Genomic DNA, 12,275 nt, shown 5'->3' on the forward strand with positions numbered 1-12,275 from the left:
GGCCTGCCAGTAGTGGTAGGGGACGAGGGTTAAGACCCCGCTTAAAAAGCCTAGGAGGTCATTGGCCCAGCGCCTAGGGAAGAAGGAGCCGTGGCCCACATCGTGTTGGAGGATAAAGAGGCGGACCAAAAAGAGGGCGGCCACAAGATCCAAAAGGAGGGTGAGGGCCAAGGAGACCTCGAGGGCCTTATGGGCTAGAACGAAGACGGTGAAAAGGGGAACCGCGGTGTTTGCCACTTGGCGGAGGCTCCGCCAGAGGTTGGGTTTGGCGTAAGGCTTGATGAGGGGAATCCAGTCCTTAGGTTCGACGGGGGTCCTTTGGCTCATGCTTTCCACCCCTTTGCAGGGATGCTCAAGCTTAAAAACGAAGGGGATGAGAAACGTGAGGCTTAGGGTCTCGTGCGGTCCTTGGAGTCTAAGAGGAGGGTTACGGGCCCCTCGTTCACCAGGTGGACCCGCATCTCGGCCCCGTAGACGCCCGTCTCCACGGGGTGGCCCTGGCCCACCAGGTGGTCGATGAAGACCTCGTAAAGCCGGCGGCCCTGGTCGAAGGGGGCGGCCTCTAGGAAGCTCGGCCGGTGGCCTTTTCGGGTGTCTGCGTAAAGGGTAAACTGGCTGACCACCAGGATCTCCCCGCCCACCTCCTTGAGGTCCAGGTTCATCTTCCCAGCCGCGTCTTCGAAGATTCGGAGCCTTCCCACCTTCCGGGCCAGGTACTCCGCGTCCATGGGGGTGTCCTGACGATGGACGCCCAAAAGGACCAGAAGGCCGAGCCCAATCCGGCCCACCACCTCCCCCTCCACCTCCACAAAGGCTTCTGAGACCCGCTGGACCACCGCCCGCATGGCGTTACTCTACCTTTGGCCCGGCGAAGAGCGCCACCGTGCCTGGCCCGGTGTGAACGCTCACCGCCGCGCCCGCCTGGCGGACGGATAGGATCTCCTCCTCGAGAAGCTGCTTTAGCGCATGAGCGGCCTCGAGGTTTCCCGCGTGGGCCAGGTGGACCCAGGCCCCTCGAGGGAATTGGGTGCGGAAGAGCTCGGCCATCTTTGAAAGCCCCTCCTTGAAACCCCGCACCCGGGGTCCCGCCTGGACCAACCCCCCCTTGACCTCCAAAATGGGCAAGAGGTGGAGCAGGTTTCCCACAAAGCGCTGAAGCCCTCCGATCCGTCCCGAGCGGTGGAGGTAGGTGAGGGTTCTGGGTAGGACCAGGCCCCGCACCTGGGTGCGGTAAGGCGCCACTGCCTCTAAAAGCCGCTCCCAGGCCACCCCTCTTTTTAAAAGCCTTCTCGCTTCGTCTAGAACCAGGTGGAGCCCCCCGTTCAGGCTCCAGGAGTCCAGGACCAAGACCCTTTGGCCAAAGGCCCGGGCCACGCTTTCCGCCGTGGAAAGAGTTCCGGAAAGCCTTCCCGATACGTGGACGGAAAGGACCCGGTCGTGGCGGCAAAGGAGCCCCTCGTAAGCAGCGTAAAGGTCGTTCGGGGCCACCTGGCTTGTGGAAAGCCTCTTGCCCTGAACAAGGTGGTGGAGGACATCCTCTTGGGAGATGTCCAGATAGTCCCGGAGGCTTCTCCCCTCCAGGACCACCTGCTGGGGCACCAGGTGGATGCCTTGGGCCAGGGCCTCTTCTGGAGGGAGGCCTAAGGTGGAGTCGGCGACGAAAGCGATCCTCACAGGCTGTAGGCGTAAACCCCGTAGGTCCCAGGCCCGGTGTGGCTGGCGATCACGCTTCCCAGCTCGCTGGTGAGGCCCTCTTCTACGGGGAGGCCCGAGGCCAAAACCATGCCCTTGAGCGCCTCCACCGCCTGGCTGTCTGCGCTATAGAGGAAATAGGCCCGGATCCGCCCCCGGCCTTTGCCCCAGGCCAGGAAGTCCTTGAAGATCTGTTCCCTTGCCCCCTTCTCCCCCCGGGCCCGCCCCGCGGTCTCCACCCGGCCCGCCTTGAGGGTCAGGACCGGCTTGACGTTTAAAAGGGTGCCCAGAAACGCCTGAGCGCCGCCAATCCGACCCCCCCGGCGGAGGAACTCCAAGGTGGCCATGCTAAAGCGGACGAAATGGTCGTCGCGAATCCGTTCGAGCTCCTTAAGGACCTCTTCCAAGCCCTTTCCCTCCTGGAGGAGTTCGTGCGCCCTGAAAAGCATCATCCCGATCCCCAAGGAGGCGGCCTGGGTGTCAAAGAGGGTGACCCGGCCGGGGAAGGTCTGGGCGGCGAGCTTTGCAGACTGAAGCGTGCCGGAAAGCTTGCTGGAGATGTGGATCGAAAGCACGTGGTCCGCTTCCTGTAAAGCCTCGCGGTAGGCTTCCTCAAAGTCCTTGGGGGAGGGTTGGCTGGTGCTGGGAAAGGCCACCCCCTGGCGGACCTTCTCGAAGATCTCCGTGGGGGTGATTTCCGTCCAGTCGCGATAGACCCGGCCCCCCAGGTGGACGTACAGGGGGACCACCCGGGCCTTTAGGCGTTGCCTTAGGGACTCCGGCAGGTCCGCGGTGGAGTCCGTGACGAGGGCTACCTTCATACGCTGGGCCAGTATACCACTGCCTTGTCCCAAGGAGGCGTGGGTGCTACCTTTTGGCTATGTGGCGGATCCTGGTCACGGATGAGATGCGCCTAGGGGAGGTCAAAGGGGTTAGGGCCCAGGTGGACTACCGGCCCGGGCTTTCCCGGGGGGAGCTTTTGGAGATCATCCCTGCCTACGATGCCCTCATCACAAGGAGCCGAACCCAGGTGGACCGGGAGGTCCTGGTCCGGGGAAAGCGGCTTAGGGTGGTGGGCCGGGGCGGGGTCGGGGTGGACAATGTGGACCTCGAGGCGGCCAGCCGCCTGGGCATCCTGGTGGTCAATGTTCCCGAGGCCAACACCCGCTCCGCCGCCGAGCTCGCCTTCGGACTCCTTTTGGCCGCTGCCCGGGGGATCGCCGACTCGGACCGGAAGATCCGGGAGGGGGTCTGGGACCGGAAGGTTCTGGGCCTCGAGCTGAGGGGAAAGACCCTGGGGATCCTGGGCCTGGGGCGGATCGGAAGCCAGGTGGCCCGGTTCGCCAAGGGCTTCGAGATGCGCGTTTTGGCCTACGACCCCTACATCCCAAGGGCCCGGGCGGAAAGCCTGGGGGTGGAGCTTGTGGAGGAGCTGGAGGACCTCCTCCGCCAGAGCCACTTCCTCACCGTGCACACCCCGCTTACGGAGGAGACCCGGGGCATGATCGGGAGGCGGGAGCTCTACCTTCTGCCCCGGGGGGCGGTGGTGGTGAACGCGGCCCGGGGCGGGATCGTGGATGAGAAGGCCCTTTTGGAGGTGCTTGAGGAGGGGCACCTCTTCGCCGCAGGGCTGGATGTCTTCGCCGAGGAACCCCCGCCCAAGGATCATCCTTTGGTTCACCACCCCAGGGTGGTCCACACCGCCCACCTGGGGGCGAACACCTTTGAGGCCCAGGACCGGGTAGGGGAGGCGATTTTGGACCGGGTCCTCCGCACGTTGGAGGGGGACCTTGCCTACGCCCTGAACACCGGTTTTGACCCCGAGGCCCTGGAGGCTTTAAGGGGCTGGCTCCCCTTGGGGGAGTCCTTGGGGAAGCTTCTGGCCCAGATCACCCGGGGCCGGCCCGAGGTGCTGGAGGTCTCCTTCTTCGGGGTGTTTGAGAAGAACCCCGAACCCGTGGCCACCGCGGTGGCCAAGGGGTTTTTGCTAAGGGTTATGGGAAGCGAGGGGGTGAATTTGGTCTCGGCCAGACCCCTGCTGAAGGAGCGGGGTGTGGCCCTTTTCACACGGCACACGGAGGAGACCCAGGGGTATAGCCGCCTGGTGGAGGTTCGGCTCCGCACGGACCAGGAGGAGCGGCGGGCCCGGGGCGTGGTGATGGGGGGGAGGCCGCGGCTTGTGGGGATCGACGACTACGCCCTCGAGGTCGTCCCGGAAGGGTACATGCTGGTCTGCGTCAACTACGACCGCCCTGGGGTGGTGGGCCAGGTGGGGACCCTCCTGGGAGAGGCGGGGGTGAACATCGCGGGGATGCAGCTGGGCCGGGACGTGCCGGGGGGGCGGGCCCTTTTTGTCCTCGCCGTAGATGAAAAACCCGCCCCAGAGGTCCTGGAGGCCCTACGGAGCCTTCCGGTTCTGGAGCGGGTGGACCTGGTGGAGCTCTAAGCGGCCCTCCGCCTGGCCAGGCGGTTCTTCCAGAAGACCACCAAGGCGGAGACGATGTAGATGGAGCTATAGGTGCCCACGAGGATGCCCACCAGGATCGCGAGCGAGAAGTCCCTAAGCACGCTTCCGCCCAGGAAGAGGAGGGCCAGGATGGGCAAAAGGGTGGTCAGGGAGGTCATCACCGTGCGGGAGAGGGTCTGGTTGATGGAGCGGTTGACGAGCTCCCTGTAGGGGGTGCCCCGGAGGAGCTTTTGGTTCTCCCGGATCCGGTCTGAGACCACGATGGAGTCGTTGATGGAGTAGCCCACGATGGTGAGGAGGGCGGCGATGGTGGAGATGGAGAACTCGAGGCCCAGGAGGCTGTACATCCCGGCCACGATGGCCACATCGTGGGCCACGGCCAAGACGTTCGCCACGCCGAACATCCAGTCAAACCGGAAGGCCATGTAGATGAGGATGAGGCCCAGCCCCACCAGAACCGCCATGACCGCGTTCCGCCTTAGCTCCGAACCGATGGCGGGTCCCACGGTCTCGGACTGGAGGACGGTGGCCTTAAGGTTCTCTCCCATGAGGCCCTCGAGGGCCAGCCGTTTTTCCTCGGAGAGGGGCGGAAGCTTCAGGCTGTACTCCCGGTAGCTGGCCGCCGGGGCCTGGACCTCGGTGATGATGGCCTCCTTGGCGGGGTAGCCGTTCGCCTCCAAAAACCGCCGTAGGGCATCCACTTTGGTCTCGGGCGCGGTGCGCACCAGAAGGGCAGTCCCGCCGGTAAAGTCTATGCTGTAGTTGAACCCCTTGGTGAGGATGATGCCCCCGCCCAGAAGGGCCAGGATCAGGCTTAAGGTGGTCACCACCGGGGCGATGCCCATGAAGTTAAACCGGGGATCCACCAGCCACATGGGGGGTTTGATCTCCCGCCTTACGGCGATGACGTCCAGGAGATACCGGCTGAAGACCAGGTTGGAGAAGACGCTGGCCACCACGCCGATGGCCAAAACCACGGCAAAGCCCCGCACGGGTCCGGTGGCGTACTGATAAAGCGCCGCCGCCGCCAGGAGGTGGGCGATGTTCACATCAAAGATGGTGAGGGTGGAGTGGCGGAAGCCTTCGGGGATGGATTTGCGAAAGGTCTTGCCCGAGCGGAGCTCCTCCTTGATCCGCTCGAAGGAGAGGACGTTTCCGTCTACCGCCGCCCCCAGGGTAAGGACCAGGCCTGCGATGCCGGGGAGGGTCAAGGTGGCCCCCAGGCCGGAGAAGAGGCCCAGGATGATGAGCGAGGTGTAAAGAAGGCCCAAGGAAGCCACCAACCCCAGCCAGAACCCGTAGTAGACGAAGATGAGGAGGAAGATGGCCAGGCTTCCCAGAAGGGCGGCCCGGATGCCCGCCTCGATCGCGTCCTGGCCTAGGGTGGGGCCGATGGCCCGGATCTCCACCACCTTCAGGGGGACGGGCAACGAGCCTGAGCGTAGGACCAAGGCGACCTCACTGGCCTCCTCCACGCTGGAGAGGCCTTCGATGACCGCCTGGCCTCCGGTGATGGCCTGCCGGATCACAGGGGCGGTGTAGACCTTCCCATCCAAAACGATGGCAAGCCGTTTGCCCACGTTCTGGCGCGTGACCTCTTCAAACTTCCTCGCCCCTTCCGGGGTGAAGGTGAGGGAGACCTGGGGGCGGCCGAACTGGTCAAACACCGCCCGGGCGTCCGCCAGATCGGCCCCGGTGAGGAGGGGTGGGCCCAGGTCTTCGGGCTTGATCAGGCCCTTTTCCAGGTCCTCCCGCTTGAGCCTGGGGTTTTCCCGCAGGGCCTGGTTGATCTGGGAGACGGTGGTGCCCGTGGCCCCTTCTTTGAGGATGCGGAACTCCAGGACCGCTCTTTGGCCGATAAGTTTAAGGGCTTTTTCCTGGTCGGCCTGCGAAAGGCCGGGAAGCTCCACCACGATCCGCTTCTGCCCTTGGATCTGGATCAGGGGCTCGGCCACGCCCAGGGCGTTGATCCGGTTTTCCAAGACCGTGCGGGCCTTTTCCAGATCATCGCGGGTGGGGTTGGGGACATCCGCCTGGAGGACGATCCTTAGTCCTCCTTTTAAATCAAGCCCCAACCGGATCCTGGGCTCGGCCTTGGCCCAAGGTTTCCATAAGAACAGAATCGATGCGAGGAAGACGAGAAGAAGGAATACACCCGTCCAGGTTTTTTTCATGCCACACTCCTTTCATCGAAACGCCCTGCCTTCCCTTATTTTTTCGCAACGCACCTATCCGGTTAAAACCTAGACCGCCGGGGGCGCGTTTAACCCCCTTCCAAAAGCAGGTGACGGTAGAGGAGAAAAAGCCTTTCGGGGGGTCTCGAGGGAACCTTTCCCCGGTATGGAGGGCGTGGCCTGGGGGCTCCGGGTTGGAGGGAGGTCCTTAGGGTCTCGGGCGGGCGGAGGGAAATGGGGAAGAGGTTGGGGTTGGGCCGCCCCCAGATGGGGAGGCCTATGGGCTTCTCCCCGAGCCCGGAGGCCGGGACGGCCAGATCGAAAAGCGCCTTGGTGGCCACCTTGCCTTGGGAAAGGGGCCTTTCTCCAAAAAAGGAAAGGGCCAAAGCCAGGGCGAGAAGAAGCCGGCCGCTTCCCCAAAGGGATGGGTGGATGCCCTTCATCCGCCTATAGAGGAGGCCTCAGGCGGGCACCTCAACCATCTGGTACGCCTCCACGATGTCCCCTTCCTGAAACTCGTCAAACCCCTCGAGGCCAAGCCCGCACTCGTACCCCTGGGCCACCTCCCGAACGTCCTCCTTAAACCGCTTTAGGCTGGCGATCCGGCCCTCCCATATGGGCTCGCCCTTCCGGATGACCCGCACCTGGGCGCTCCTTAGGATCCGGCCCTGGGTGACCATGCACCCGGCCACCTGCCTGCCCGTGGGAAGACGGAAGATGGCCCGCACCTCGGCCCGGCCCAGGACCTCCTCCTTGTACTGGGGCTCCTTCTGCCCCCTGACCATGTTCCGTACCTCGTCGATGAGCTCGTAGATGATGCGGAAGGTCTTGAGAAGGACCCCCTTTTCCTCGGCCTTCTTCTTGACCGAGCCTGGGGGGTTCACCCCGAAGGCCAAGATGGCCGCGTCCGCCGTGGAGGCGAGGAGGACATCGGACTCCGTGGGGGCACCCACCTGGGCGAGGAGGACGTTGATCTTTACCTCCCCGCTGCTTTCCCGCGCCAAGATGGCCTGGATGGCCTCGAGGCTCCCCTGGGTGTCTGCCCGGAGGATGAGGTTGACCTCTTTTTCCTCCTTCTCTTCCAGGGCTTGCAGCAGGTCGGCCATGGTCTTGGGTCTTTTGCTCCTCTCCTCCTCTTCCCGGCGGAGCCGCTCCGCCTTCCGTTCCTCCGCAATCTCCTTGGCCGCCTCCTGGTCGGGGACCCACTCCACCGTGTCCCCGGCGTGGGGAAGCTCGGAAAAGCCCAGGACCTGGACGGGTTTGCCCGGCCCCGCCTCCTGGAGGCGGTTCCCGTCCGAATCGGTCATGGCCCGGATGCGGCCATAGACCTCTCCGGCCACCACGTAGTCCCCCACCCGGAAGGTCCCCTCCTGGACCAGCATGTTGACCAGGACCCCCGCCTGCTTGTCCAGCTTGGACTCCAGGATCACCCCCCGGGGCTCCGCGTTCGGGTCGGCCCGGAGGTCCTCGAGTTCCGCTAAGAGGAGGATCATTTCCAGAAGCTCCTCTACCCCCTGGCCGGTCTTGGCGCTTAAGGGAACGAGGATGGCCTCCCCCCCGTACTCCTCAGGAACGAAGCCCATCTCCATGAGCTGGCGCTTGACCTTCTCAGGGTCCGCCTGGGGGAGGTCGATCTTGTTGATGGCGAAGATCATCTTCGCCCCCGCGGCCTTGGCGTGGGCGATGGCCTCCTTGGTCTGCGGCATGACCCCATCGTCCGCGGCGATGACGATGACCGCGATGTCGGCTACCTTTGCCCCCCGCTGGCGGATGGTGGTGAAGGCCTCGTGCCCAGGGGTGTCGATGAAGACGACGATCCCCTGGGGGGTCTTGACTTCAAAAGCCCCTACGTGTTGGGTGATGCCCCCCGCCTCCTTTTCCGCCATCCGGCTCTTGCGCAGGTAGTCCAGAAGGGTGGTCTTCCCGTGGTCCACGTGACCCATGATGACCACCACGGGGGGGCGTTTGGGCAGGGCCTTGCGGGCCTCCTCCTCCTTGCGTTTGGCCTCGAGGCCTCGCTGCTCCCGGACGATCTCCCGCACCGCCTCCGCGTCTTCCTCGCTCAGGGTGGAGGCGTGGGACTTGTAGGCCACCCCCATCTGGTCCAGGAGCTTCAGGAGGCCCTCGTTCTCCATGCCGAGCTCCTTGGCCAGCTGGTAAATCCGTACTTTCGCCATGCGCACCTCCTTATGCTAAAAACGACTGGAGCGCTTCGGAAAGCGCCTTGGCCCTTGCGCCCGCAAAGCGGCGGAGCGCTTTCTCCTGCCAACACCCCGGGGAGTCTTTGCAGACATAAGCCCCCCGGCCGGGTTTTTTGCCCGTGGGGTCTATCTCCACTCCGGCCTGCCGCAGGAGGAGGCGCAGCAGCTCCCCTTTGGGCCTCCTCCTGCGGCAGGCCACGCACATGCGCTCCGGGACATGCTTACTCATCCTTGAACAGCCGTTCAAAGGCCTCGGCCATCTCCTTTTTCTTAGACTCCTCCTCCTCCAGGGCCGCTTTCCGGATGGCCTCGTCCAGGTCGGAGACCTCCGCCTCCTCAAACTCGATCTCAAACCCGGTGAGCTTGGAGGCCAGCCGGACGTTCTGCCCCCCCGTACCGATGGCCAGGGAGTGCTGGTCCTTGGTGACCCGGACCTTGGCCTTTTTCTTCTCCAGATCCACCTCGATAGAGCCCACCTGGGCGGGAGAAAGGGCGTTGCGGATGAACTCCTTGGGGTCCTTGGCCCAGAGGATGATGTCCACCTTTTCCCGTCCCAGCTCAGCGGAGACCGCCTGGATGCGCTGCCCCTTGTGCCCGATGCAGGCCCCGATGGGGTCCACGTTGGGGTTGTGGCTCGTCACCGCCACCTTGCTGCGGCGGCCGGGTTCACGGGCGATGGCCTTGATCTCCACGATCCCCTCGGCGATCTCCGGCACCTCCTGCTTCAGGAGGTGCTCCAGGAGCTTCTCATGGGCTCGAGAGACCAAGAGGGAAGGCCCCTTGGCCGACTTGTCCACCTTTTTCAGGTAGACCTTGATCCGCTGGCCGGGGTGGTACCGTTCCGTGGGGATCTGTTCGCTCTTGGGAAGGTAGGCCTCCCCTCGGCCCAGCTCCACGAAGACGTTGCCCTTGTTGTCCACCCGGGTGACCTGGCCGGTGAGGACCTGGCCCTCCTTGTCCTTGTATTCGTTGTAGATGCGGTTCCGCTCCGCCTCCTTTAGCCTTTGGGTCAGAACCTGGCGGAGGTTTTGGATGGCGATGCGGGAGAACTCCTTGGGGTCAATGGGGAACTCCATCTCCTCGCCCACCTGGACCTCGGGGTCGTACTGGAGGGCCTCGGAAAGGGCGATCTCCTTGTCCGGGTCCTCCACCTTCTCCACCACCCGCCGGACCTCCACCATCTCGATCTGTCCGGTCTGGGGGTCCAGGTAGACCTCTACCAGCGGGCCTTTACCTTCCTCCACCTGTTCTTTGCTGAGCTTCTTCTCCCTGAGGAGATAGGCCTTTTTCAACGCGTCCTCAAAGGCGGAAAGAAGCTCGTCCATGCTCACGCCCCGTTCCAGGGCCACCTGCTGCATTGCTTCCACAAACTCCCGGTTCATGTTCACCTCGGTGTTTCCGGCCACTCGGCAAGGTTCGCCTTGAACGTGCCCAGTTCCAGTCTCTTTTCCTCCTGGCCCACCTGGAAGACCACCTGGGTTCCCTCCACCCGGAGGATCCTCCCGGTAAAGCTTTCCGGCCGGGCCTCCCCTGGCAGAGGGGTAAGGCTCACCACCTTGGCCTTAAGGCCTTGAAACCGTTCAAAGTGCCGCCGGGTAAGGAGGGGGCGCCGGGGTCCTGGGGACTCCACCAACAGGCGGTAGCTCCCCGGGATGGGGTCCTTTTCGTCCAGAACCCGCTCGATGGCCCGGCTGGCCGCCTCGAGGTCCTTTAGGGTGATGGGGGCCTCGTCCTCCCGCTCCAGGCGGACGAGGACCTCCCCCCTTCCCAGGCTTACCTCCAAAACCACCAGGCCCAGGGGGTGAACCGCGTCCCGTACCAGGGCTTCCAGATCCATCCTCACCTCCTCCACCGAACAGGGGGTGGGACTCACGCCCACCCCCCGCCCTTGGGAGCACTGGCTTTAGTCTACACCGGCCGGCCCTTGACCACAAGGGCTTGAGCCTGCTATACTCAAGGCTAGTCCGGTCCGAGCCCGGACGAGCGGCGTGGGGGTGACCCGGATTCGACGGGGGCCTCCGAAGGTGCGGCTGCGCGCCGAGGTGCGGGTGGCCTCGTAAAAACCCGCAAAAGAACAAAGGCCAACAAGCCTGCTTACGCCCTCGCGGCTTAACCCGCGACCCCGCCCCTAAGCCTCGCCGGTGGCTCGAGGGCGCGGGGACACAAAACCGGCTAGCCGAGGGCAAGGTCCCGTAGCCTTCGGCGAACCTCAGACGGGACTTGCTCCAGGCCGCCCGTCCGCGGGCTACGCCTGGGGGAGTTCTAAAACGCGGACTACGCGCGTAGAGGCCCACCGTAGGGACCTTCGGACGGGGGTTCGACTCCCCCCACCTCCACCAGACGGGCGCCATAGGGGCGCCCTTTCTTTTTTGGGCCTCTTCAAACCCCTCTCGGCCTTCTGGGCCGACCGGTCTTGGGGCCACCCTTGGGCTAGGCGGGGTTTTCCAACCTCGGATCGGCCTGGGGTTTGGTAAGATGGAGCTGGTGCCTTCAGGCACCTCCTTCGGGGCGGGGTGGAAGTCCCCACCGGCGGTGAAAGCCCGCGAAGCCCTTCGGGGCCCGACCCGGTGGAATTCCGGGGCCGACGGTGAAAGTCCGGATGGGAGAAGGGGGGCCGTTTGCGGGAACTGGACGAGCGCTTTCTCCGGAGAGCTTTACAGCTGGCGGAACGTGCCCGAGGCCACACCTCCCCTAACCCTTTGGTGGGGGCGGTGGTGGTGAAGGACGGGGTCATCGTGGGGGAAGGGTACCATCCGCGGGCGGGGGAGGCCCACGCGGAGGTGTACGCCCTCCGCCAGGCGGGGGAGCTTGCCCGCGGAAGCACGGTTTACGTAACCCTCGAGCCCTGCGACCACTTCGGTCGCACCCCACCCTGTTCTTTGGCCCTTTTGCAGGCCGGGGTGGCCCGGGTGGTGGTGGCCGCCCGGGAGGTGAACTCCGTGGCCCAAGGGGGGCTTGTGCGGCTGAGAGACGCGGGGGTGGCGGTGGAGGAGGGGCTTCTTTCGGAGGAGGCCCGGGCGCAGAACGAGGCCTTCTTCACCGCCCAGAAGAAGGGGTTGCCCTTTGTCCTTCTCAAGGCGGCCCTGAGCCTGGACGGCAGGGTGGCCACGAAAGGGGGGGATGCCCGCTGGATCAGCTCTTGGCCGAGCCGCCGGGTGGCCCACGCCTACCGTCAGTGGCTGCCCGCGGTGGTGGTGGGGGTGGGAACGGTTCTCCAGGATGATCCCTCCCTCACCGTGCGTGAGCCCGACTTCCGCCCCTTCCCTCATCTCCTCGAGCCCCCGCCCCTGAGGGACCCCTGGAAGGTGGTGCTGGATACGGAGGCCCGCACACCCCCCAGCGCTAGGCTTTTCCTTAAGGGCCCCCGGGGGGAGGCGGCGCGGGTCCTCATCCTGGTGGGAAGAGGCGCGCCGGCTTCGCGCCTTAAGGCCCTGGAGGAACAGGGGGCGGAGGTGGTGGAGCTGCCGCGGGAAGGGGGGCGGGTTTCCTTGGAGGCCGCCCTTCTCCACCTCCTTGAACGGGGTCTGAACGGCGTGCTTCTGGAGGGGGGGCCGGTTCTTTCGGGGGCTTTTGTGGAAAGGGGTCTGGTGGACAAGTTCGCCTTCTTCCTTGCCCCCAGGCTTCTGGGGGAGGGGCGGGGGGTTCTGGAGGGGTTCGGGGTGGAAAGGGTGGCCGAGGCGAGGCGGCTTCGAATTGGGAGGAAGGAGTGGCTGGGGGAGGACCTCTGGCTCGAGGCCTATA

General features: G+C 64.8%; 12 protein-coding genes, 1 other RNA gene and 1 riboswitch. Of the genes, 3 read left to right on the plus strand and 10 right to left on the minus strand.

The genetic code is table 11. The annotated features are described in order from the left end of the window. The 4 genes from C4301_RS06755 to C4301_RS06770 all read right to left on the minus strand — a co-directional run. On the minus strand, positions 1 to 327 hold a 327-nt coding region (locus tag C4301_RS06755), incomplete at its 3' end, for a fatty acid desaturase (protein ID WP_352414338.1). A gap of 62 nt (positions 328 to 389) precedes the next feature. Further along, positions 390 to 845: a D-aminoacyl-tRNA deacylase gene (gene dtd, locus C4301_RS06760; RefSeq protein ID WP_352414339.1), complete on the minus strand. Its 456-nt coding sequence runs from the start codon at positions 843 to 845 to the stop codon at positions 390 to 392. A 4-nt stretch (positions 846 to 849) separates the two neighbouring features. Then, entirely contained in the window at positions 850 to 1,668 is an 819-nt protein-coding gene (locus C4301_RS06765; RefSeq protein ID WP_352414348.1) for a DegV family protein, read from the minus strand. A 2-nt stretch (positions 1,669 to 1,670) separates the two neighbouring features. Further along, positions 1,671 to 2,513 carry a DegV family protein gene (locus C4301_RS06770; protein WP_352414340.1) on the minus strand — a complete coding sequence of 281 codons (843 nt, stop codon included), beginning with the start codon at positions 2,511 to 2,513 and terminating at the stop codon, positions 1,671 to 1,673. Positions 2,514 to 2,572: 59 nt separating this feature from the next. Between C4301_RS06770 and serA the strand changes: the two genes are divergently transcribed. Then, positions 2,573 to 4,138 (plus strand): phosphoglycerate dehydrogenase, encoded by a 1,566-nt coding sequence (gene serA / locus C4301_RS06775; protein ID WP_352414341.1) that lies wholly within the window; start codon positions 2,573 to 2,575, stop codon positions 4,136 to 4,138. Here the strand turns inward: serA and secD are convergent. The 6 genes from secD to rimP all read right to left on the minus strand — a co-directional run bounded on the left by secD (position 4,135) and on the right by rimP (position 10,371). Then, positions 4,135 to 6,333, minus strand: coding sequence for a protein translocase subunit SecD (gene secD / locus C4301_RS06780; protein WP_352414342.1), 2,199 nt, complete (start codon positions 6,331 to 6,333; stop codon positions 4,135 to 4,137). The genes serA and secD overlap by 4 nt on opposite strands. Positions 6,334 to 6,422: 89 nt before the next feature. Then, the gene (locus C4301_RS06785; RefSeq protein WP_352414343.1) at positions 6,423 to 6,776 is read right to left on the minus strand and encodes a hypothetical protein; all 354 of its coding nucleotides are present in this window, start codon (positions 6,774 to 6,776) and stop codon (positions 6,423 to 6,425) included. An 18-nt stretch (positions 6,777 to 6,794) separates the two neighbouring features. Beyond that, the gene (gene infB / locus C4301_RS06790; RefSeq protein ID WP_352414344.1) at positions 6,795 to 8,510 is read right to left on the minus strand and encodes a translation initiation factor IF-2; all 1,716 of its coding nucleotides are present in this window, start codon (positions 8,508 to 8,510) and stop codon (positions 6,795 to 6,797) included. A 10-nt stretch (positions 8,511 to 8,520) separates the two neighbouring features. Beyond that, positions 8,521 to 8,763: a YlxR family protein gene (locus C4301_RS06795; protein ID WP_352414345.1), complete on the minus strand. Its 243-nt coding sequence runs from the start codon at positions 8,761 to 8,763 to the stop codon at positions 8,521 to 8,523. Further along, a complete protein-coding gene (gene nusA, locus C4301_RS06800; RefSeq protein WP_352414349.1) occupies positions 8,756 to 9,916 on the minus strand; it encodes a transcription termination factor NusA in 1,161 nt (386 codons plus the stop codon). The genes C4301_RS06795 and nusA overlap by 8 nt, the downstream gene beginning before the upstream one ends. Before the next feature lie 2 nt (positions 9,917 to 9,918). Further along, positions 9,919 to 10,371, minus strand: a complete 453-nt coding sequence (gene rimP, locus C4301_RS06805; protein WP_503012404.1) for a ribosome maturation factor RimP — start codon at positions 10,369 to 10,371, stop codon at positions 9,919 to 9,921. A gap of 153 nt (positions 10,372 to 10,524) precedes the next feature. Here rimP and ssrA point away from each other — a divergent pair. Both ssrA and ribD read left to right on the plus strand, forming a co-directional pair. Further along, positions 10,525 to 10,873: a transfer-messenger RNA gene (gene ssrA / locus C4301_RS06810) on the plus strand. A gap of 156 nt (positions 10,874 to 11,029) precedes the next feature. Then, positions 11,030 to 11,149: riboswitch (FMN riboswitch) on the plus strand. A gap of 3 nt (positions 11,150 to 11,152) precedes the next feature. Next, positions 11,153 to 12,275 (plus strand): bifunctional diaminohydroxyphosphoribosylaminopyrimidine deaminase/5-amino-6-(5-phosphoribosylamino)uracil reductase RibD (ribD, locus tag C4301_RS06815; protein ID WP_352414347.1); only part of this gene is annotated, 1,123 nt, incomplete at its 3' end.

The organism is Thermus sp. (assembly GCF_040290245.1).
Taxonomy (GTDB): Bacteria; Deinococcota; Deinococci; order Deinococcales; family Thermaceae; genus Thermus_A.

Excerpts from the sequence above, each read along its gene's own strand:
- dtd (WP_352414339.1), bottom strand. The coding sequence starts at position 845 with ATGCGGGCGGTGGTCCAGCGGGTCTCAGAAGCCTTTGTGGAGGTGGAG.
- C4301_RS06770 (WP_352414340.1), bottom strand. The coding sequence starts at position 2,513 with ATGAAGGTAGCCCTCGTCACGGACTCCACCGCGGACCTGCCGGAGTCC.
- serA (WP_352414341.1), top strand. The coding sequence starts at position 2,573 with ATGTGGCGGATCCTGGTCACGGATGAGATGCGCCTAGGGGAGGTCAAA.
- secD (WP_352414342.1), bottom strand. The coding sequence starts at position 6,333 with ATGAAAAAAACCTGGACGGGTGTATTCCTTCTTCTCGTCTTCCTCGCA.
- C4301_RS06785 (WP_352414343.1), bottom strand. The coding sequence starts at position 6,776 with ATGAAGGGCATCCACCCATCCCTTTGGGGAAGCGGCCGGCTTCTTCTC.
- infB (WP_352414344.1), bottom strand. The coding sequence starts at position 8,510 with ATGGCGAAAGTACGGATTTACCAGCTGGCCAAGGAGCTCGGCATGGAG.
- C4301_RS06795 (WP_352414345.1), bottom strand. The coding sequence starts at position 8,763 with ATGAGTAAGCATGTCCCGGAGCGCATGTGCGTGGCCTGCCGCAGGAGG.
- nusA (WP_352414349.1), bottom strand. The coding sequence starts at position 9,916 with ATGAACCGGGAGTTTGTGGAAGCAATGCAGCAGGTGGCCCTGGAACGG.
- rimP (WP_503012404.1), bottom strand. The coding sequence starts at position 10,371 with ATGGATCTGGAAGCCCTGGTACGGGACGCGGTTCACCCCCTGGGCCTG.